This window comes from Ruania suaedae, assembly GCF_021049265.1.
Lineage (GTDB): Bacteria > Actinomycetota > Actinomycetes > Actinomycetales > Beutenbergiaceae > Ruania > Ruania suaedae.
Window position 1 is genome coordinate 3091405 of record NZ_CP088018.1, and the last position, 20595, is coordinate 3111999.

Genomic DNA, 20595 nt, shown 5'->3' on the forward strand with positions numbered 1-20595 from the left:
CTGCTGGCATTCTGCCGCACGGACGCACCCGCCGCCGGGGGCACACGCGTGATAAACCTGAGCCCGTGCCGTCCGCCTCCGACTCGCCCCCCGAGGAACACGATTCCCGACGGCGCTGGTCCGCCTTCGCGGTCTGCCTCGCCGCAGGCTTCCTGACACTGCTCGACGTCTCCATCGTCAACGTCGCGCTGCCCTCGATCGAGGGAGCGCTCGAGGCGGACCCGGCCGAGGTGCAGTGGATCGTCGCGGGCTACACCCTCGCGTTCGGCCTGGTGCTGGTGCCCGCCGGCCGCCTGGGCGACCTGTTCGGGCGACGCCGGATGTTCCTGATCGGGGTCACGCTGTTCGCGCTGACCTCGGCGCTGTGCGGGGCCGCACCCAGCGCGGAGCTCCTGGCGGTCGGCCGCGTGCTGCAGGGGGTGGCGGCCGGCACGCTCAACCCGCAGGTGATCGCGCTCATCCAGGAGCTGTTCCGGGGCCCCGAGCGCGGCCGCGCCTTCGGGATGTTCGGAGCCACCGTCGGCATCTCCACCGCGATCGGCCCACTGCTCGGCGGCGCGCTGATCGCGCTGTTCGGCGCCGAGCAGGGCTGGCGGGCCGTCTTCTGGGTCAACGTCCCGGTCGGCGTCGTGGTGCTGGTGCTGGCATGGCGGCTGCTGCCGCGGGTCGAGCCCACCGACCGCAGAGTCGGGATCGACGTCGTCGGGCTGGGGCTGCTGGGAGTGACGGTGCTGGCCTTCATGCTCCCGTTCCTGGAGTCCTCCGAGGGCGGCGGCCCCGCAGAGGCTCCCTGGTGGCTGCTCGCCGTGAGCCTCGCCGCCGGTGCCGCCTTCCTGTGGTGGGAGCGCCGCTACGAACGCGCGGGCGGACATCCCGTCATCACCCGCGCCCTGCTGCGCACGCCGTCCTACACCCGTGGCGCGACCATCGGCATGCTCTACTTCGGCGGTTTCACCGGCATCTTCCTGCTCGCCACGCTCTACCTGCAATCGGGGCTGGAGCTGGCGGCCTGGCAGGCCGGGCTGGTGCTCACCCCGTTCGCACTCGCCGGCGCCGTCTCGAGCTGGCTCGGTGGCCGCTGGGTCGCCCGAGCCGGGCGCCGCCTGGTCACCGGAGGCATCACGCTGATGATCGCGGGGGTGATCGCCGCCGACGTCCTCGTGGTCCTCATCGACGGGCCCCAGGTGGCCTGGTGGCTGGCCGGGGTCCTGATGGTCTCGGGGTTCGGCAACGGCATCGTCATCTCGCCCAACCAGGCGCTCGCACTCGCCGACGTGCCCGTGGACCAGGCGGGAGTGGCCGGGGGTGCGCTGCAGACCGGCCAGCGAGTGGGCACCTCGGTGGGGGTGGCGGCGTCGGGGTCGCTGTTCTTCATCACCCTGGCCGCCTCCGGCGACTACGGCGAAGCCATGTCCGTCGGCCTGCGGGTGGTCATCGGCGTGCTGCTGCTCGCGCTCGTGGTCGCCGTCGTGGACGGTCGGCGACGACGCAGCGATGAGGTCACGACGTAGGGGGACCGAGAACCGTGGCCCACGAGCCGAACGCGACGAATCCGGCCGCCCGCGCCAGCTCCAGGGAGCGCCCGTTCGCGGGATCGGCGCGGTACTGCGGGACCACGCCCCGGTGCAGCAGCTGCCGGCAGGTGGCCGCCACCAGCCGAAGGCCATGCCCCCGGCGGCGGGCGTCGGGCACCGTGAGCACGCCGATGTCGGCGATGTCCTCGGTCTGCAGATAGCTGCTGGTCACCGCCACGAGCCGGTCGCCCTCGAAGGCGCCGAGCACGAGCCAGTCGTCGAGATCGACCTCGGCCTCCTCCTGCTCGTCCTCGGGGACGCCGGCGAGCAGTTCCTCGAACCCCGCCCGGTCCTGCTCACCGAGCACGCGCACCTGCGCCGGCTCCGGCGGCGGGGCCGAACTCAGCGCGCTCGCACGTTCCGGCGCCAGGTAGTGCACCAGGCCGGGATCGTCCACGCTCAGGGGTGAGTCCGCGATCAGGGCCTGCACGTCCGCCGCCGAGGCGCCCGCCGCGGGGCCCAGCAGCGCCAGCTGCGGCCCGGTCAGGGCGAGGCGCAGCCTGCTCCGCTCCTCCAGCAGCACCCCGTCGGTGTGCTCGGGCGTCCGTTCCACGATCAGCACGTCGGGGCCGCGGTGGTGCACCCTCCCCGCGAAGGTGTCGTCCCAGTGCGAGGAGACCACCGCCTCAGCCGACACGGATCCCCCAGGCGCCGGTGAAGACGTCCCCGGGTGCGAGCTCGAGCAGACCGTCACCGGAGTGGAACGCATCGGCCGGGCAGGTCATCGGCTCCACCGCGAGCGAGGCGCGGCGCCCCTCCTGCTCACTCACGCCGTCGGCGCTGTAGAGGAGCACGAACGGCCACGCCTGGTCCTGCCACAGGTCCACCCGGAGGCCGTCGGCGCGGTCGAGCACCGTGTGCGCGTTGCCCTCGTCGTCGCGGTCGAGATCGGTGTAGAGCACGAACTGGTGATCGCCGATGCGCCGGCCGCTGCGGAAGTCGTGCTCGGGATGCTCGGCGAGGGGCGCGCGCTCGGTCAGGATGCTGCGGTCCCCGGTGAGCACGGTCCGGGCGCCCAGCGTCAGCTCGGCCTCGTCGACCAACGTGCCCGGCTCGCCCGCGTGCAGGTACGGGTGGGTGCCGGCGCCGAACGGAGCCACACCCATCCCGGTGTTGCGCACCGTCAGGGTCGACGTCAGGCCGGACTCGCCCAGCTCCCAGCGCACGTTCATCGTCAGCGACCAGGGGTACCCGGCCCGGGCCGGCAGCACCGCACCGAGCTCGATCCAGTCCTGCTCGGCACGGTCGACCACCTGGAACGGCAGCCAGCGAGCGAGCCCGTGGATGGCGTTGTCGGCGTCCGGGTCGTCCACCGGCAGCAGGTGCTCGGCACCGTCGTAGCTGTAGCGAGCGCCGGAGATCCGGTTGGGCCAGGGCACCAGCCACTGGCCGCGGGCACTCACGCACACCGTCTCCGCCGGGTACCCGGCCACGATCTCGGCTCCGCCCACGGCGTACTCGCGCAGCCCTCCCCCGGTCTCGACCACCACGGCGGTCTGGTCGCCGTGGCGCAGCAGGTACTCACCGGTTCCGGGCAGGGCGGGGATGGTCACGATCTCTCCTCGTTGTCGGGTCGCGAACAGCTCAGGCGAAGTACTCGCGCAGGGTGCCCTCATGGGCCTCGCGCAGCTCGGACACGGTGAACGTGAGGCCCTCGCCCAGGGTGAGATCGCCGTCGTGGGTGGTGCCCAACCGCAACACCGGCACCCCGTGGGCCTCGGCGAGGCGCAGCAGGTCCTGCTCGCGGCCCTCGTTGACCGCCATCAGGGCGCGCGCACCGGACTCGGCGAACAGCGCCGTGGTCAGGTCGATGCCGTCACGGCCGGTGAGCTCGGCCAGGTCCAGCCCGGCGCCCACGCCGTAGCGCAGCACCGCGTCGGTCAGGCTCTGCATCAGACCGCCGGAGGACAGGTCGTGGGCGGCGTGCGCCAGACCGCCCGCGGCGGCGTCCACGAGCACCCGGGCGAGGGCGCGCTCGGCGTCGAGGTCGACTGCCGGGGGCCGCCCGCCGAGGTGGTCGTGGATGACGCCGGCCCACACCGAGCCGGAGAGCTCGGTGCGCGTGGTCCCCAGCAGGTAGACCTCACGCCCCGCCTGCGACCAGCCCGACGGCGTGGCGTGCGCGACATCATCCAGCACGCCCAGCACACCCACCACCGGGGTGGGATTGATCGAGGCGTCGATGTGGCCCTGGCCGACCTCTCCGGCCAGGGTGGAGTTGTACAGCGAGACGTTGCCGCCGGTCACCGGCACACCCAGCTCCTGGCAGGCGTCGGCGAGGCCGGTGATGGCCTGCACCAGCTGCCACATCGCGTCCGGGTCCTCCGGGGAGCCGAAGTTGAGGCAGTCGGTGACCGCCGCCGGCCGTGCGCCCACGGTGGCGACGTTGCGGTAGGCCTCCGCGAGCGCCTGCTGGGCCCCGGTGTAGGGGTCGAGCTTGGTGTAGCGGCCGTTGGCGTCGGTGGCGATCGCGACCCCGAGACCGCTGGCCTCGTCCACGCGGATCACGCCCGCGTCGTCGGGCTGGGCCATCGCGGTGTTGCCCTGCACGTACCGGTCGTACTGGTCGGTGACCCAGGACTTGGAGGCCAGGTTCGGCGAGGTGAGCAGCCGCAGCGCCTGCTCACGCACCTCCTCGAGGGAGACCGGGCGCGGGAGGTTGGCCGCGTCGTCGGCGTTGAGGACGTCCTGCCAGGCCGGCGTGGCGTAGGGGCGGTCGTAGACCGGGCCCTCGTGCGCCACGGTCTTGGGGTCCACGTCCACGATCCGCTGTCCGTGGTGGTCGATGGTCAGCCGGCCGGTGCCGGTGACCTCGCCGATCACGGCGGTCTCGACGTCCCAGCGGGAGGTGATGGCGAGGAACTGCTCGAGCTTGTCCGGCGCGACCACCGCCATCATGCGTTCCTGGGACTCGCTCATCAGGATCTCGCCGGCCGTCAGCGTGGGATCGCGCAGCAGCACCTTCTCCAGGTCCACGTGCATGCCACCGTCGCCGTTGGAGGCGAGCTCGCTGGTGGCGCAGGAGATGCCGGCTGCGCCGAGGTCCTGGATGCCCTCGACCACGCGGGCGGCGAACAGCTCCAGGCAGCACTCGATGAGCACCTTCTCCATGAAGGGGTCGCCCACCTGCACGCTCGGGCGCTTGGAGGGCTTGTCCTCATCGAAGGTCTCGCTGGCGAGGATCGAGGCGCCGCCGATACCATCCCCACCGGTGCGGGCTCCGAACAGCACCACCTTGTTGCCGGCCCCCTCGGCGTTGGCCAGGTGGATGTCCTCGTGGCGCATCACCCCCACGCAGAGGGCGTTGACGAGCGGGTTGCGCTGATAGGAGGCGTCGAACTCGGTCTCCCCGCCGATGTTCGGCAGGCCGAGGGAGTTGCCGTAGCCGCCGACGCCGGAGACCACCCCGTGCACCACGCGCTGGGTGTCCGGGTGATCGATGGCGCCGAAGCGCAGCTGGTCCATCACCGCCACCGGGCGTGCACCCATCGAGATGATGTCGCGCACGATCCCACCCACACCGGTGGCCGCACCCTGGTAGGGCTCGACGAAGCTGGGGTGGTTGTGCGACTCCACCTTGAAGGTGACCGCCCAGCCGTCGCCGATGTCGACCACGCCGGCGTTCTGCCCGATCCCGACCAGCAGGTGCTCGCGCATCGCCTCGGTGGTTTTGTCCCCGAACTGGCTCAGGTGCTTCTTGGAGGACTTGTAGGAGCAGTGCTCGGACCACATCACCGAGTACATGGCCAGCTCGGCCGCGGTGGGGCGCCGGCCGAGGATGTCGACGATGCGCGCGTACTCCTCGCCCTTGAGCCCGAGCTCGGCGTAAGGGAGTTCGGCATCCGGGGTGGCGGCGGCGTTGGAGACCGTATCGGGGGTACCGGCGGCAGCGGTGGTCATCTCGATCCTCACGCGAGGCGGGCGGCGCCGGCAGGCAGGCTCATGCGGCGCTCGGGAAGCGCTCCAACTCTACTGGTCCGGCCGGCGTGATCGCCCCATCGCACCGGAGCACGGGGGAGGGCGTAGCGTGCTGCCCGTAGTCGTCCCCCGACCTCGGCGCCCGACCGCTGCGAGGCACTCATGCGCACCACCTGCGAACGCCCCTGGCACCGCGAGCCGGCGCCCGTGCTGGTGCTGCCGGAGCCGCGGTGAGGCTGCGGCTCGGGGCGCTGGTCGCCCTCGGTGGTGCGCTGGGCACGCTCGCCCGGTTCGGGCTCGCCGAGGCGCTGCCCACCCCCGACGGCGTCCCGTGGGCCACCCTGGTGGTGAACCTGGCGGGCTCGTTCCTGCTGGGCGTACTGCTGGAGGCACTGGACCGAGCCGGGGAGGAGACCAGTCGTGGCCGGGCCCTCCGGCTCGGGCTCGGGACGGGCCTGCTGGGCGGGTTCACCACATTCTCCAGCCTGGCGCTGGAGGTCGAGCGACTACTCGCCGGCGGCGAGCTCGCCGTGGCGGGCGGATACGTCCTCGCGAGCCTGGCGCTGGGGCTGGTCGCCGCCATGGCGGGGATCGCCGTCGGACGTGGGCGCTCGCCCGAGCGGCCGGGCGGGCGGGCCCGGTGACGGCGCTGCTGATCACCCTCGCCGGAGGCCTCGGGGCAGCCCTGCGGTTCTGGGCGGACGGGGCGATCCGGGCGCGGTGGCAGCCGGCGCTGCCGGTGGCGACGCTGACGATCAACACCGCGGGGTCGTTGCTCCTCGGTGTGCTGGTGGGGCTGCTGGGTGCCGGCGCGCTGGGCCCGGACACGGTGGCGGTGCTCGGGGTCGGCCTGTGCGGTGGGTTCACCACCTTCTCCACCGCGATGGTGGAGGTGGCCCGGATGTGGCGGGACGGCCATCGACGGCGCTGCCTAGCCACCCTCGCGCTGATGACGGTGGCCAGCACGGTGGCCGCGGCCGCCGGCATGGCGGCCGCCACCGCCCTGGCCACCTGAGGGACCCGCGGTTTGCCACGATTCAATGCGGCCGGGTAGCGTCAAGGAGCGGCGCGATGAGCACGACGAGAGTGTTCCGCGGCCCAGCGCGAGGAGGATCGTCGTGGCGACTGTCACGATTCAAGACGTCGCCCGGAAGGCCGGCGTCTCTGCCGCGACGGTGTCGAACTACTTCAACTGGCCCGATCGGCTCTCGGACCGGATGCGTGAACACGTCCGCATCGCCGTCGACGAGCTCGGGTTCGTACCGAACATGCCGGCTCGCCAGCTGCGGCTCTCCCGCAGCAGCACCATCGGGATCTCGGTGATCAACGCCTCCAATCCGTTCTTCGCCGACATCGTCTCGTCGGTGGAGAAGGCTGCGGCGGCGCGCGGGCTGAACGTCATGGTGGGCAGCACCCACGAGTCGGCGCGGCAGCAGGACTCCTACCTGCAGATGTTCGAGCAGTTCCGCTTCGACGGGATCCTCCTCAGCCCCTTCGACGGCAGCCTCGAGAGCGCCCACCGGATCGCCGCACGGGGCACGCCGGTGGTCATCGTGGACCAGCAGGACGAGACCGGCACGCTCTCCTCGGCCGCGACCGACCACCTCGCCGGCGGCCGGTTGGCCGCCCAACACCTGCTCGACGTCGGCTGCCGCCGGATCCTGTTCACCTCGGGACCACCGGGGGTGCGGCAGGTCGCCGACCGGCTGCGGGGTGCCCGCGAGGTGGTCGAGGCGCGCCCCGAGATCGAGATCGCCGTGCTCGGCGGCCCCGATCTGAACCTGGACCAGGGCCGCGCCGCCGGCCGCCGTATCGCGGCCATGGCACCGGGTAGGCGCCCCGACGGGGTCTTCGCCGGTAACGACGTGGCGGCGATCGGCATCGTCCAGGGTCTGCTCGGCGCGGGCCTCGAGGTGCCGGGGGACGTGGCCGTGGTGGGCTACGACGACATCTCCTTCGCGGAGACCTCCGCGGTGCCGCTGACGTCGGTGCGCCAGCTCAGCCGGGACATCGGCTCCGCCGCCGCGAGCCTGCTGCTGAACGAGCTCGACGATCCGCAACGGCCCAAGGAGCAGCTGGTCTTCCGACCCGAGCTGATCGCGCGGGCGAGCACGGCCCGGACCTGAGCGCCAGATCCTGGGCGCGTGCAGGGCATGATGGGGACGATATCCCTTGTCGAGGAGGACCCATGAGCCGCAGCACCGGTGACCCGAACCTGCCCATCGAGACGTTGCGCGAGGCGCTCACCGTGCGGCGCGTCTTCGGCGAGGCCTACACCGTGGGCGAGACCACCGTGATCCCGGTGGCGCGGGTGATCGGCGGCTCCGGAATGGGCTACGGGTCCGGCAGCGGACGCGAAGCCGCGTCCGAGAGCCCGAACGCGGAGGGCTCCGGCGGGGGCGGCGGCGTCGGGATCTGCGCCTGGCCCTCGGGCGCCTACGTGATCCGCGACGGCGACGTCACCTGGAAGCCGGCGTTCGATCTGAACCTGGCCGTGATGGGCGGGCAGGTGCTCGGCGCGGTGGTGGCCAGTTCGATCGCGTGCGCGCTGCGCGCGAAGTTCCGGCGGCGGATGTTCTGAAGCGGCTCAGACGAGGCCGCCGAGAGTGGCGGTGAGCCGCTCCCCCATCAGCCGGTAACCATCGGGACCGGGGTGGAGCTTGTCCTCGAACCGGTCCGCCTCCGTGACGCTGATGATGTCCAGTCCGTCGACCAGCACGATCTGCGCGCCGTGCTCGTTCAGCGCTCCCACCACCTCACCGATCGCCTCGCGCATCTGCACCAGGCTCAGCCCACCGGCACTGGGCGTGGTCTCCCGCGGCGGACTGCCGATCGGGGTCATCACCACCAGCCGGGCCTGCGGGTGCGCGCCCCGGACGCGCTCGACGAAGCCGGAGACCTGCGGCGCGAACGTGCGATCGCTGAAGGTCGCCCCACCGTGGATGTTGATTCCCAGGCACAGCGAGATCACCTCGGCAGGGGTCTGGGCGATCGCGTGCTCGGCGATCGGGTCGAGGTGGCACTGCCCGCCGAACCCCAGGCAGGTCAGGTCCCAGCCGAGGCGCTGGGACACGATCGCCGGCCAGGTCTCGCTCGGCCCAGCTGCCGCGGTGCACTGGGTGATCGAGCTGCCGTAGGCCGTCCACCGCAGCCGCGGTGCGAGCGGGCGCAATACCTGCGCCCCGTACACGCCCAACCCCCCGACGGCGGAGCGCCCCATCTGCGGCAACCACACCACGACGTCGTGCTCACCCGCGGGCAGGTCGATCTCGAGCACCTGCTGGCCCAGAGCGACGGCCACCCGCGCGTGCAGCTCGCCGTCGACGGTGACGTCCAGCGGCCACGAGGACTCGCACTCGTCGAAGAGGACCGGCAGCGTCAGCCGCGCGGCGTCGGTGCGCAGCTCGGCCCGCACGCCGGCGGCCATGCGCGCGGGGAACAGCAATGGCTCCGCGTGGGCGCGGTCGGCCCGCTCCGGTGGGAGGCGCCAGGGGCGCCACCACCCACCGTCCGGCAGCCAGCCGACGGCGCCGCGCCAGTGCGGCGATGAGACGGAGGGTTCCAGCATCTGGGCATCGTCGCTCACGGCAGCGAGCCTAGCGCTGCCCTCCCGCTGCCTGGAACGCGAGGATCCGCTCGATCGCCTCCGTCACTGCCGCCTGGCCCGCCGCGAACGACAGGCGCACGTAGCGGCCCCCGCCGGCCGGATCGAAGTCGATGCCGGGCACCACCGCTACGCCCGAATCCTCCAGCAATGCCCGCGCCCAGGCGCCGGCGTCGGCGAAGTGACCCAGGGAGCCGGCGAGATCGGCGTAGAGGTAGAAGGCGCCGTCGGCAGGGGCGGTCGGCCCCCACCCGAGGGTGCCGACCGCATCCAGCAGGGTGGTGCGGGTCCGGGCGAGGGCAGCCACGCGAGCGTCGGCGGCCGCGTAGGAGGACTCGCTGAACGCCTCGACCGCGGCGTGGGCGGCCGGCGCGGGCGGGCAGAGTGCCACGTTGCCGGCGAGGGCATCGACGCCGCCGCCCAGGTCCGCGGGGACGAGTGCCCAGCCGATACGCCACCCCGTCATGCCCCAGTACTTGGAGAAGGAGGAGACGATCACGCCGGTGCGCGAGGTCTCCCAGGCACAGACACCGCGCGGGTCGGCCGCCCCCGGATCGGGGTAGGTGATGCCGTGGTAGATCTCGTCGCTGATCAGGCGCACGTCGTGGGCATCGCACCATGCGGTGAGGGCGGCGAGCTCGGCGCGGGTGAGCATGGTGCCGGTCGGGTTGGCCGGCGAGGCCACCACGAGGCCCGCGATCGGACCCCGGGCCGCCGCAGCGTCCAGAAGATCGGGGGTGGGCTGGAAGCGCTCGCCGGGCCCGCACGGGATATCCACCACCTCGCAGCCGAGTGCTGTGAGGATGTTGCGATAGGCGGGATAGCCGGGGCTCGCGAGCGCCACTCGGTCGCCAGGATCGAAGGCGGCAAGAAACGCCAGTACGAACGCGCCCGAGGAGCCGGTGGTGACCGCCACCTCCTCCGCGGCGACCTCCAGGCCGTACCAGCGGCGGTAGTGGCCAGCGATCGCCTCCCGGAGCGGCCGCGGCCCCAGCGCCGAGGTGTAGCCGAGGTCGTTGCCCTGGTGGAGCGCAGCGGCGCGCGCCGCGACGTCGGGCGGGGCACCGCCGGCGGGCTCCCCCGCGCACAGCGAGATCACGTCCCGCCCGGCCGTGCGCAGCTGGGCCACCCGGTCGAGGATGGACATCACCTCGAAGGGCGGGACGGCGGCGCGGCGGGCGACCTTCATGGTGGGCAGGCTATCGGGGCTCACGCCGCCGGGTTGGGCTCGGAACTGTCGCGCGCCTGCCTGGCCGAGGCGACGTCATCGACGATCGTGGTGATGTGCCGCATGCTCGTGAGCAGCGAGCCGTAGACCGGCCACAGGTCACCCGGGGGGAGGCCGTCCTGGCCGGAGAATCGTTCGGCGAGCGCATCGAGACGGTCACCGATGGGATCGACCTCGGCGTCCGGATCCTCGACGGCGCGGCCCGCGTCGTGGACGATCGCGGCCCACTCGGTGCGGAAGTCGTCGTCCCACTGGCTCTCGGAGTACGTCGATTCGCGCACCGTCCGTGCCAGGTGGCGCAGGTGGGAGATACCCTCACCGACGCGGCCGAGGATCTCCTCGTAGCCGACCTCCTCGCCCTCGCCCCAGCGCGGCTGCGGCTCACGCCGCCGGCGCGAGGTGGGCACGTAGCGCCGCGGATTGACCCGCTGACTCTCCCGGGCGAAGCGCACCGTCTGCCACGCCGTCTCCAGCTCCGAATCCATCGAGACCGTCTCGGCCACCCACTGGTCGGCCCGATCGGTGTCCCAGGAGTCGCGCAGTTCATCGGCCATCTGCGCCAGCATCGCGCCCATCCGCTCGTTGATGCTGTCCACGTGGCGAGCCGCCTGCTGATCCCGCAGCGGCGGCACCACCAGGAGGTTCACCGCGATCCCGATCGCGACGCCGAGCCCGACCTCGAGCAGCCGGTCCTCCAGCAGCGGTCGCTGTTCACCGAAACCGCTGCCAAGCACGAAGATGGCGGTGGTGGCGATCGCGACGCCTTCGTCCTTGAGCCAGGACACCCTCGAACCGATCAGCCCTACCAGAATCGCGAGGGCGAAGGTCCAGATGCTCACCCCGAGCAGCGCCCCCACCAGGAAGGACAGTCCCACACCGACGGACGTGGCCACGGTCGTCTGCACCCCGCGGGCCAGGGACCGGTAGACGGTCGCGTGCACGGCAAGCATCGCCGTCCACGGCGCCAGGAACGGCAACTCAGAGTCGAGGAGACTGAGCGATACCCACCACGCTGCGGTGGCAGCGATGACGGACTTGAGGATCTGGAGCAGGTCGGTCGCGACCCCGGGCGAGGCGAGGAGGGTTGCGATCCGGCGCGGCCACGATCGGCGGCGCCGCAGGTCGGCAGGAGGATTCTCGGGCATCTACCCCAGCGTATGACCAGCGCCGCCGTCGTGGCATCCGACGTGTGCGAGATGACTCCGGCTGCGGCCTACGCCCCCGGAGTGGGCTGGCTCCCCTCCCGGGCCTGCCGGGCAGAGGCGACGTCATCGACCACGACCGTGATGTGACGGACGTTCGTCACCAGCGAACCGTAAACCGGCCACAGCTCGCCGGGGGGCAGCCTGCGCTCAGCCGAGAATCGTCGCGCGAGCGCATCGAGCCGGCCGGCGACCGGCTCCACGACGGCATCGGGGTCCGCGATCACCCGTCCCGCGTCGCGCACGATGGCCGCCCACTCGTGGCGGAAATCGTCGTCCCATTGGCTTTCGGCATAGGTCGATTCCCGGACGGTCTGGGCCAACTGACGCAGATGGGAGATGCCCTCACCGACGCGACCGAGGATCTCCTCATAGCCGACCTCCTCGGCCCGTGTGCTGCGCCGACGCTCGGAGCGGCCATGGCGGTGCGCCCACGGGACATGCGCACGGGGGTTGGCGCGTGCGCTCTCGCGGGCATAGCGGATCGTGCCCCAGGCGGTGGCCAGCTCGCGATCCATCGCGGCGGTCTCTGCGACCCACTCGTCAGCACGGTCGGTGTCCCAGGACTGCTCCAGCTCCTCCCCCATCTCCACCAGGACCAGCCCCATCCGACGATTGATGCTGTCCACGTGCCGCGCAGCCTGACGGTCACGCAGCGGAGGCACGAGCAGGATGTTGACCAGCACGCCGACCCCGACCCCGACACCCACCTCGAGGAGTCGGTCATCCAGCAGCGGTGCCTGATCGTCGAAGCCGTTGCTGAGCACGAAGATCGCGGTCGTGGCGATCGCCACGCCCTCCGCACGCAGCCAGTTGAGCCGTGACCCGGCCATGCCCACGAACACCGCGAGCGCGAACGCCCACAGACTGACTCCGTCGAACAGCGTGCCGATGAGGAACGCCACCCCCACCCCGAGACTGGTCGCGACAGCGGTCTGGACACCTCGAGTCAACGTCCGGTAAACCGTCGCATGCACAGCGAGCAAAGCCGTCCACGGTGCGAGGAACGGCATCTGGGAGTCGAGCACGATCGCAGAAAGCCACCAGGCCAGCGTGGCTGCGATCGTGCACTTGAGGATCTGCAGCAGATCCGTCACGAACGCGGCCGTCCGCACGCGCGCGACGATGCGATGGAGCAACGATAGGCCGACAGCAACGGCGGCGGTGGGTTGGTGGGCCATCTGACCACACTATGGCTGGCGATTCCCCACGGCACCCCGCGCACCCGGGGCGGCTACTACGCCGTCGGTCGGGCGCCGTCGTAGGCCAGGAAGCGGCGCTGTGTCAGCGCCAGCACGGTGATCACGACCAGGCACAGCACTCCGCCGACGACGGCCGCCCACCCCTCGCCGAACCACGAGGCCTCGGCACCCACCATCAGGTCGCCGAGGCGCGGCCCGCCGGCGACGACCACCACGAACACCCCCTGCAGTCGTCCGCGCATGGCATCCGGGGTGGCGGCCTGCAGGATCGTCTGGCGGAAGATCGAGGAGATGGAATCGGCCGCGCCGGCCACCGCGAGCAGCACGAATGCGGCCACCAGCGCCCACACGACCACGTCGTCCGGGGAGGTGCGGCCAACGAGCAGGAGCACCACCCCGAAGCCGATGACGGCAAGGGCGAAGACGGCGATGGCCGCGACGATCACCTTTCCCTGCGCTCGCACCCCGGCGAGGCCACCGGAGAGAGTGCTCGCCAGCACCGCCCCGACGGCGATCGCGGCCGTCAGCATCCCGGTCGTGGTTTCGCCGCCACCGATGAGCACCACCCCGACGGCGGGGAAGAGCACCCGGGGCATGGCCAGGATCATCGCACTCAGGTCGAGCAGGAAGGTCATCCGCAGATTCGGCCGGGTGCCGAGGTAGCGCAGCCCCTCGAAGACGGAACGCCAACCGACGACTCGAGGCTTCGCCGCGACGTTCTCGCCCTCCCCTGCCGGCTCCGGCGGGATGTCGGGCAGTCGCCACAGCGCATACAGCGAGGCTGTGAACAGCAACAGGTCGAGGGTGTAGGCGACGCCAAACCCCTGCCAGGCCACCAGCACTGCCCCCAGCAGCGGCCCGAGGGTGAGGGCGACGTTCCAGGCGAGAGTCTGCAGCGCATTGGCCGCGGCGAGCTGAGTGATCGGCACCAGGCGCGGGATGATCGCCGATCTCGCCGGGTTGTTGACGGCGCTCGCGGCCGACTGGAGGGCGACCAGCACGTAGAGCAGCCACACCGACTCCAGCGACAGCCACGCCTGCAGGGCGAGCAGCCCGGTCACGACGAACAGCACCGTGGAGGCGCTCAGCGCCACCCGGCGGCGGTCGAACTGGTCCACCAGGGCCCCGCCGTACAAGCCGAGCACCACCAGCGGGACCAACGCGAAGATCCCGAGGATGCCGACCGCGAGGGTGGAGGCGGTGATCGCGTATACCTGCAGGCCCACGGCCACCGTGGTCAGCTGGGTGCCGAGATTGGAGATCCCCAGCCCCCACCACAGTCGCCGGAAGGCACCGATGCGCAGCGGCGCGGTATCGGCGAGCAGGCGGGGCACGAGCCACGAGCCTACGCCTGACGGTCAGGTGCGCTCACTCCACCCGCCAGCAGCCCTGGAGGTGATCGTCGACCATCCCCGCCGACTGCATCAGCGCGTACATCGTGGTCGGTCCGACGAATCGGAAGCCGCGCCTGCGCAGTGCCTTGCTCATCGCGGTCGACTCCGGCGTGAGGGCGGGGACGTCGTTGAAGGTGCGTGGCCGTGCACGTGCGGCCGGGGCGAAGGACCACATGAGAGCGTCGAGCTCGCCCTCGGCCATCGCCTGGACGAGCCGCGCGTTCTCGATGGTCGCGGTGATCTTCGCTCGGTTGCGGATGATTCCGGCATCGCCCATGAGGCGCTCGACATCGTCGTCGCAGAACTGCGCCACCTCCGCGGGGACGAAGCCGGCGAACACCTCCCGGAACCGCGGCCGCTTGCGCAGGATCGTGATCCAGGACAGGCCCGCCTGAAATCCCTCCAGCGCCATCTTCTCGAACAGGGCCCGGTCCCCGTGCAGCGGGAAGCCCCATTCCTGGTCGTGATACCGCTCGTAGTCGGCGTCCGAACCGACCCAGCCGCAGCGGGTGCGCCCGTCGGTTCCGGTGATGAGGGTGTCCATGGGCTCAGCGTAGGGAGGAGCACTGGAGAAGCACTGTCAGAACAGCGACGCCTGCACCGGCCGCGGGTCGACGTGGGCCACGGCCGGCATCGCCGGGTCTCCGACGGCGTCCGGATCCGTCCGCAACGTCCACCTCGCACCACCTTCGGCCTCGTCGCGGACGAACCCGTGGCGACGGCGCAGCCTACACACCCGCTCGGCAAGCCAGTCGCGATACTCGCTGCTGGTGTAGGAGCCGCGCCCGAAGAGCGCCCGGTACTTAGGCACCAGCTGCGGGTACTCCCGGCCGAGCCAGGCCAGGAACCACTCGCGCGCGCCCGGGCGCAGGTGCAGCGGCCCGGCGGTCACCCACGCGCCACCGGCCTCGCGAATGGCCCCGAACAGGTCGTCGAGATGCTGCTCGGAGTCGGTGAGCCACGGCAGGATCGGCATCGCCATCACGGTCGGGCGCAGGCCGGCGTCGGCCACCGCGCGGATGAGTCCGAGCCGGGCCTGTGGGGTGGGCGTGCCGGGCTCGACCCGCTGCTGCAGTTCGGGATCGGTGAACGCCAGCGAGATGCCGACGCCGATGTCGACGTGCTCGGCGGCCGCTTGCAACGCCGGGAGGTCGCGGCGCAACAGCGGGCCCTTGGTGAGGATGGAGAACGGGGTGCGGGACGCCGTCAGGGCCTCGATGATGCCCGGCATCAGCCGGTAGCGGCCCTCGGCACGCATGTACGGGTCGGAGTTGGTGCCCAGCGCGACGTGCTCACGCTTCCAGGACGGCCTGGCGAGTTCGGCGCGCAGCACCTCAGCCACATTGGTCTTGACGACGATCTGGGTGTCGAAGTCGGCGCCGGAGTCCAGGTCCAGGTACTCGTGCGTCTTGCGCGAGAAGCAATAGGAGCACTGGTGGAGACACCCACGCGTGGGGTTGATCGTCCACGCGAACGGCATGTTCGATCCGCCGGGGACCTTGTTCAGGGCGCTCTTGCACAGCACCTCGTGGAAGGTGACGCCCGCGAACTCCGGCGTGGTGACGCTGCGGATCAGCCCGCGCAGTGGCAGCAGCGCTCCGGCATCGGTGGCTTGCTGGGCATCCCATCGCATGGCACCAGTCGAACATACATTCGACGACGATGGCGAGCGCCGACACGCGCAGCGCATCTGCGCCGCCTGCCCGGGGAACTGCCACCGGCCACATCCGCCGGCCCATGACCGGCCGATGGGCCCGAAACTCGGGGTGAACCGCGCGAAGGGGTCAAAGATTCGACCCCTGGGTGCGGGCGGCTACGCCGAGCGGCGCGCCTCCTCGGCCTCCATCTGGGCGACCCACTCGCGCTTCATCGTGCGCCACTGGTCGTCGTTGGTCCCGCGCTTCCAGTAGCCCGAAGCCGAGAGGTCGGCCTTGTCCACGCCGCACTCGAAGCGCAGGAAGGACCGCAGCTGCTTGACCACGTCCGCGTCGCCGTGGACGAAAGCGTGGACCCGGCCGGCGGGGCGGTCGAGCCCGCGTACCGCCGCCACCAGCGCCTCCCCCGGCTGCGATCCCTCGCTGGCCGAGCGGTGGATCCAGGTGACCTCCGCACGGGCGACTGTCAGCACCGGCTGCTCCTCGGCCGGGTCGGCGACCTCGACGAAGGCGTGGACCACCGCACCCTCGGGCATGGCCTCCAGCGTGGCGGCGATCGCCGGCAGTGCACTCTCGTCCCCCACCAGCAGGTGCCAGTCGGCGCCCGGGTCGGGTGCGTACCCGCGCCCCGGGCCGAAGAGCTGCACCTGATCACCCGGTTGCGCGGTAGCGGCCCAGGGCCCGGCGATGCCCTCGTCGCCGTGCACGACGAAGTCAATCGTGGCGTGCCCGGTCTCGGGGTCCCAGGCGCGGATCGTGTAGGTGCGCATCACCGGCCAGTCCTCGGCCGGGATCCGCTCCTTGACCTCCTCCAGGTCGAAGGGTTCGACGACGCTGGTTCCGGGGCGGGGCAGCAGCACCTTGACGTAGGTGTCGGTGTATCCCTCCGGGTCCACCTCCAGCGCGCCGCCGCCCGGTGCGCTGAGCACCAGCCGCACCATGTGCGGGGTGACCCGCTCGTTGCTGACGACCTCGGCGCGCTGCGCCACTCCCTTGGGCACGGGTGCCCTCCTCATCCATCGGCTCGGCGCACCTCGCTCCGGCGCACCGTTCTAAGGTAAGGCTAACCATCTGTGTGCGCAGTGGCCAGTGACGTGGGCGATGCCACACTCGAACCGTGGAGATCTCCGACGGGGTGCTGGTGCTCACCTCACGCACGATGCACACCACCAGTACCGTCCTGTACGAGGGTGGCGACGCCGTCGTGGTGGATCCGGCGTGGCACGCCGACGAGCTCTCGGCCCTGGCCGACCTGCTGGCGGCCCGGGGCCTGGCGGTGAGGCTCGGCTGGGCGACACACGCCCATCACGACCACGTCCTGTGGCACCCGCGGCTGGGGCGTGCCCCACGGCTCGCCAGCCCGGCCGCCGCCCGCGAGGCCGATACCCGTCGAACCGAGATCCGCACCGCGCTCGATCTGCCGGCCGAGCTGCTGGCCCTGGCAGGCCTCCTCGAGCCCCACGACGGCGGCCGGCTCCCCTGGCGGGGACCGCGCGCCGAGATCCTCGTCCACGACGCCCACGCCGCCGGGCACAGCGCCCTATGGCTGCCGGGGCCGCGGGTGCTGATCGCCGGTGACATGCTCTCCGACGTCGAGATCCCGCTGCTGGAGACCAGCACCCCGGAGCAGTACCGTGCCGGCCTGGACCTGCTCGCCCCGTACGTGGAGCAGGCGGAGGCCCTCATCCCCGGGCACGGCACCCTCGCCCGGGCGGGCACGGCCGACTCCCCGGTGAGCAGGCTCGCCGCGGACCGCCGCTACCTGAACCGAGCCGGTGGGGATGATCCGCGGCTGCGCGCGGCGCCGGACTGGCTGCACGAGGCCCACGCGCAGAACCTGCGCCGGCTGCCGTGACCGCAGCGACACGGCAGCGCCGGTCTGCGGCGGCAGTGCCCCGCAGGCCGGCACAGCCGTGTCGGTTCGGTCAGCCGGGCGATGGGGCCAGCCGGCCTCAGCGCTTCTTCTGGCTCTTCTCGCTCACCGGTTCCTGGCCCGCCGCCCGGCGGCGCCGGTAGTACTCGCGCGCCTCACGCTGACGCTGACCCTCGACGCCGGAGCCGATCACCGCACCGACGTGCTTGTCGGTGTACCCGAAGGCCTCCACGAGCGAGCCCGCGTGGGCTCGCAGCCGAGGCAGCAGGCGGTTGATGTAGGAAGTGACCGTGCGGGCCCGCTGGCCGGAGATGCGCCCGTTGATCAGGTACCAGGCCAGGTTCTTCTCGATCGTCACCAGCCCGAACAGATCCCGCAGCCAGGTCATGACCTTGCGGGTCTGGTCGTCACGGATGCCGCCGAGCGCCTCCGTGAAGGCTTCCCACTGCAGCAGCTCGGCGTGAGCCCGGGCCGCCTCGATGAGATCGTGCTGGTGGGAGTTGAACAGCGCCTGCTGCACGTCCGCCGGCGCACCCTTGCCGGCCCGGAGCGCCAGCGCGATCTCCTCGACCATCGACTCCACCCGGTCCTCGAGCAGCTCCCGCTGGGCCTCGGGGTCACGGATCTCGCCGGCGGAGCGGGCCCGCGAGCCGCCGTCCTGGATCGACTGCGCGGCGCGTCGCAGCGGCGTGCGGTGCAGTGTCATGTCCACGGCGCGGTCGGCCACCCACCGCACGGCACCGGCCACGTCCATGGTGGCCATCTCGCGGCCGTAGTCGGTGAGCAGGCGCTTGCCCACGAGCTGCAGCAGGACATGGTTGTCGCCCTCGAAGGTGGCATAGACGTCCATGTCCTGGCGCCAGGTCACGAACTTGTTCTCGGCCATGTACCCGGTCCCGCCGCAGGCCTCACGGGCCTGCTGGATCGTCTCCAGCGCGAGCCAGGTGCTCATCGGCTTGGACGCCGCAGCGAGGGTCTCCAGGTCCTGCCGGTCCTCGTCGGAGTCGTGCTCACCGGAGAAGACCTCGTCGAAGCGCTGCCCGAGCTGGTTGTGCATGAACTGGGCGGCGTAGGTGCGCGCGATGAGCGGCAGCAGCCGGCGCTGGTGCTGCTGATAGTCGAGCAGCACCGTCTCCACGTCCTCGTCGGCGCCGGTGAACTGCCGGCGCTCGTTGCCGTAGCGCACGGCCGTGGCCAGGGCCATCTTGGCGACCACCACTGCGGCACCACCGAGGGACACCCGCCCCTGGACGAGGGTGCCGAGCATGGTGAAGAAGCGCCGCCCGGGGCTGTCGATGGGGGAACTGTAGGTCCCGTCAGCAGCGACGTCGCCATAGCGGTTGAGCAGGTTCTCGCGCGGGATGCGCACGTGGTCGAAGTGCAGGCGGCCGTTGTCGACCCCGTTCAGACCGCCCTTGAGACCGTCGTCCTCCCCGCCGATGCCGGGCAGGAACTCCCCGGCGGCACCGTCCGGCCCGGTCTCGCGGATGGGCACGTAGAACGCGTGCACGCCGTGGTTGACGCCACCGGTGATCAGCTGCGCGAACACCACGGCGGCGAGCCCGTGGTCGGCCGCATTGCCGATGTAGTCCTTCCACGCCCCGCGGAACGGGGTGTGGATCTCGAACTCCTCGGTCTGCGGGTCGTACGTGGCGGTGGTGCCGATCGCGGCCACATCGGAGCCGTGACCGGTCTCGGTCATGGCGAATCCGCCCGGCACGCTCAGGTCCATCGCACCCGGCAGCAGGCGGTCATGGTGCTTCTCGGTGCCCAGGTGCAGGATCGCCGCACCGAAGAGGCCCCACTGCACGCCGGCCTTGATCTGCAGCGAGGGATCGGCCACGACGAGCTCCTCGAAGCCGGCGAGGTTGCCGCCCGGGTCGTCATGCCCGCCGAGCCGCTCGGGAAAGGCCCGGTTGACGACGTCGAGCTCGACCAGGTAGCGCGCCTGTTCGAGCACCCGGTCCCGGTGCTCGCGCACGCTCAGGTTCTCCTGCCGGCGTAGCCGCTCATCGAGCATCAGGTCCCGCACCTGCCGGCGGTAGGTGCCCCACCGCCCGTCGAGCAGGTCGGCCACGACGCGGGTGTCGAGGGTCAGGTCGGACGCCGCGGTGCGGTCCGCTGTGGTGCTCATGAGTGCTCCCGGGAGGATGAGGTCGGGTGGAGGAAGGCTCCGGCGCCACGCCAGAGCCAGTCGGTCACCAGGTCGGCCAGGGTGTCGGCCGACGGGCGATCGTCGGAGGTGTCGGCAGTGCCGGTCGGGTTGTCGCCGAGCCACCTGTCTCCCACGCCCCGGACGAATCCGACGACGCCGACGGCCCATGCGGAGGCGAGGCGGGGATCTGACCCGGCGGCGGCGAGCACGTCGCGCAGCGGGATCTCCACCGAGGCCGAGATGGTGGCCTGGAACAGCGACAACTCAGCGAGCTGGGCGCCACCGCTGCCGGCCGCGCCGTCCCCGGTCCTCGTGATGAAGCGGTAGACGTGGGGGGACCGGGCGATCATCGAGGCGTACACGCCGACCATCGCGCGCAGCCGCTCACGCGGCTCGGAGTCGGCATGGGCAGCGGCGTCGAAGGCCTCGGCCATCTCCTCCAGGACGAGTTCGCCCACCGCACTCTGCAGCCCCGCCTTGTCGGCGAAGTAGCGGTAGACGATCGACTTCGAGGTCTCCATGGCGGCGGCGAGCTCGTCCATCGACAGGTCGGGGCCGGAGTGGTGCACGGCGCGGCGGGCGGCGCGCGCCAGCACGCGCCGGCGCTCGGCCCGATGGGCATCCCACCGGCGGGACCGCCCGTCCGTTCCCTCGTCGGCCGAGTCGCGCCCGGGCCCCGGATCTGCTGTGACGCTGTTCACGTACTCAGAGTATCAGGTACCATGAGTTCTAGACACCTTCCCTGCTGCTGGGAGGCCCGGATCGGGGAAGGATCGAGTCACCGCTCCTG

General features: G+C 71.7%; 19 protein-coding genes. 6 read left to right on the plus strand and 13 right to left on the minus strand.

Translation table 11 applies throughout. From position 1 onward, the window contains the following. Positions 1 to 65 precede the first annotated feature (65 nt). Entirely contained in the window at positions 66 to 1511 is a 1446-nt protein-coding gene (locus LQF12_RS14305; RefSeq protein WP_231053571.1) for an MFS transporter, read from the plus strand. Here the strand turns inward: LQF12_RS14305 and LQF12_RS14310 are convergent. Genes LQF12_RS14310 through purL form a run of 3 tightly spaced genes read right to left on the minus strand, consistent with a single transcriptional unit; the run spans position 1501 to position 5474 of the window. Further along, positions 1501 to 2196, minus strand: coding sequence for a GNAT family N-acetyltransferase (locus tag LQF12_RS14310; RefSeq protein WP_231053572.1), 696 nt, complete (start codon positions 2194 to 2196; stop codon positions 1501 to 1503). The genes LQF12_RS14305 and LQF12_RS14310 overlap by 11 nt on opposite strands. A gap of 4 nt (positions 2197 to 2200) precedes the next feature. After that, positions 2201 to 3127, minus strand: a complete 927-nt coding sequence (locus tag LQF12_RS14315; protein ID WP_231053573.1) for an aldose 1-epimerase family protein — start codon at positions 3125 to 3127, stop codon at positions 2201 to 2203. 31 nt (positions 3128 to 3158) lie between these two features. Beyond that, a complete protein-coding gene (gene purL / locus LQF12_RS14320; RefSeq protein ID WP_231053574.1) occupies positions 3159 to 5474 on the minus strand; it encodes a phosphoribosylformylglycinamidine synthase subunit PurL in 2316 nt (771 codons plus the stop codon). A gap of 248 nt (positions 5475 to 5722) precedes the next feature. Between purL and LQF12_RS14325 the strand changes: the two genes are divergently transcribed. The 4 genes from LQF12_RS14325 to LQF12_RS14340 all read left to right on the plus strand — a co-directional run bounded on the left by LQF12_RS14325 (position 5723) and on the right by LQF12_RS14340 (position 8073). Next, positions 5723 to 6136, plus strand: a complete 414-nt coding sequence (locus LQF12_RS14325) for a fluoride efflux transporter FluC (protein WP_231053575.1) — start codon at positions 5723 to 5725, stop codon at positions 6134 to 6136. Beyond that, positions 6133 to 6507: a fluoride efflux transporter FluC gene (locus LQF12_RS14330; RefSeq protein ID WP_231053576.1), complete on the plus strand. Its 375-nt coding sequence runs from the start codon at positions 6133 to 6135 to the stop codon at positions 6505 to 6507. Before LQF12_RS14325 ends, LQF12_RS14330 begins: the two co-directional genes overlap by 4 nt. Before the next feature lie 103 nt (positions 6508 to 6610). Further along, entirely contained in the window at positions 6611 to 7618 is a 1008-nt protein-coding gene (locus LQF12_RS14335; RefSeq protein ID WP_231053577.1) for a LacI family DNA-binding transcriptional regulator, read from the plus strand. Positions 7619 to 7680: 62 nt separating this feature from the next. Next, positions 7681 to 8073 (plus strand): spore germination protein GerW family protein, encoded by a 393-nt coding sequence (locus tag LQF12_RS14340; protein WP_231053578.1) that lies wholly within the window; start codon positions 7681 to 7683, stop codon positions 8071 to 8073. Between the two features lie 6 nt (positions 8074 to 8079). On the opposite strand, the gene LQF12_RS14345 is transcribed toward LQF12_RS14340, so the two are convergent. From LQF12_RS14345 to LQF12_RS14380, 8 genes are all read right to left on the minus strand, one after another. Continuing rightward, positions 8080 to 9078, minus strand: a complete 999-nt coding sequence (locus tag LQF12_RS14345) for a GDSL-type esterase/lipase family protein (protein WP_231053579.1) — start codon at positions 9076 to 9078, stop codon at positions 8080 to 8082. Positions 9079 to 9088: 10 nt separating this feature from the next. Beyond that, on the minus strand, positions 9089 to 10285 hold the full coding sequence (locus LQF12_RS14350) for an aminotransferase class I/II-fold pyridoxal phosphate-dependent enzyme (RefSeq protein ID WP_231053580.1): 1197 nt from the start codon (positions 10283 to 10285) through the stop codon (positions 9089 to 9091). A 20-nt stretch (positions 10286 to 10305) separates the two neighbouring features. Further along, positions 10306 to 11469, minus strand: coding sequence for an FUSC family protein (locus LQF12_RS14355; RefSeq protein WP_231053581.1), 1164 nt, complete (start codon positions 11467 to 11469; stop codon positions 10306 to 10308). A 68-nt stretch (positions 11470 to 11537) separates the two neighbouring features. Next, on the minus strand, positions 11538 to 12707 hold the full coding sequence (locus LQF12_RS14360; protein ID WP_231053582.1) for an FUSC family protein: 1170 nt from the start codon (positions 12705 to 12707) through the stop codon (positions 11538 to 11540). A 56-nt stretch (positions 12708 to 12763) separates the two neighbouring features. Continuing rightward, entirely contained in the window at positions 12764 to 14062 is a 1299-nt protein-coding gene (locus LQF12_RS14365; RefSeq protein ID WP_231053583.1) for an MFS transporter, read from the minus strand. Between the two features lie 34 nt (positions 14063 to 14096). Then, entirely contained in the window at positions 14097 to 14666 is a 570-nt protein-coding gene (locus tag LQF12_RS14370; RefSeq protein WP_231053584.1) for a DNA-3-methyladenine glycosylase I, read from the minus strand. Between the two features lie 36 nt (positions 14667 to 14702). Next, entirely contained in the window at positions 14703 to 15755 is a 1053-nt protein-coding gene (locus tag LQF12_RS14375) for an Rv2578c family radical SAM protein (RefSeq protein WP_231053585.1), read from the minus strand. A gap of 180 nt (positions 15756 to 15935) precedes the next feature. Further along, positions 15936 to 16778, minus strand: coding sequence for a siderophore-interacting protein (locus tag LQF12_RS14380; protein ID WP_231053586.1), 843 nt, complete (start codon positions 16776 to 16778; stop codon positions 15936 to 15938). 116 nt (positions 16779 to 16894) lie between these two features. Between LQF12_RS14380 and LQF12_RS14385 the strand changes: the two genes are divergently transcribed. Continuing rightward, positions 16895 to 17632, plus strand: a complete 738-nt coding sequence (locus LQF12_RS14385; protein ID WP_231053587.1) for an MBL fold metallo-hydrolase — start codon at positions 16895 to 16897, stop codon at positions 17630 to 17632. Positions 17633 to 17729: 97 nt separating this feature from the next. On the opposite strand, the gene LQF12_RS14390 is transcribed toward LQF12_RS14385, so the two are convergent. Next, complete coding sequence (locus LQF12_RS14390; RefSeq protein ID WP_231053588.1) at positions 17730 to 19784, minus strand: acyl-CoA dehydrogenase family protein; 2055 nt, start codon at positions 19782 to 19784, stop codon at positions 17730 to 17732. Next, positions 19781 to 20506, minus strand: a complete 726-nt coding sequence (locus LQF12_RS14395; protein ID WP_231053589.1) for a TetR/AcrR family transcriptional regulator — start codon at positions 20504 to 20506, stop codon at positions 19781 to 19783. Before LQF12_RS14395 ends, LQF12_RS14390 begins: the two co-directional genes overlap by 4 nt. Positions 20507 to 20595: the final 89 nt, after the last annotated feature.

Bases quoted from the DNA above. Each gene is read 5' to 3' on its own strand.
- purL (WP_231053574.1), bottom strand. From the start codon at position 5,474: ATGACCACCGCTGCCGCCGGTACCCCCGATACGGTCTCCAACGCCGCC.
- LQF12_RS14340 (WP_231053578.1), top strand. From the start codon at position 7,681: ATGAGCCGCAGCACCGGTGACCCGAACCTGCCCATCGAGACGTTGCGC.
- LQF12_RS14350 (WP_231053580.1), bottom strand. From the start codon at position 10,285: ATGAAGGTCGCCCGCCGCGCCGCCGTCCCGCCCTTCGAGGTGATGTCC.
- LQF12_RS14355 (WP_231053581.1), bottom strand. From the start codon at position 11,469: ATGCCCGAGAATCCTCCTGCCGACCTGCGGCGCCGCCGATCGTGGCCG.
- LQF12_RS14360 (WP_231053582.1), bottom strand. From the start codon at position 12,707: ATGGCCCACCAACCCACCGCCGCCGTTGCTGTCGGCCTATCGTTGCTC.
- LQF12_RS14370 (WP_231053584.1), bottom strand. From the start codon at position 14,666: ATGGACACCCTCATCACCGGAACCGACGGGCGCACCCGCTGCGGCTGG.
- LQF12_RS14375 (WP_231053585.1), bottom strand. From the start codon at position 15,755: ATGCGATGGGATGCCCAGCAAGCCACCGATGCCGGAGCGCTGCTGCCA.
- LQF12_RS14390 (WP_231053588.1), bottom strand. From the start codon at position 19,784: ATGAGCACCACAGCGGACCGCACCGCGGCGTCCGACCTGACCCTCGAC.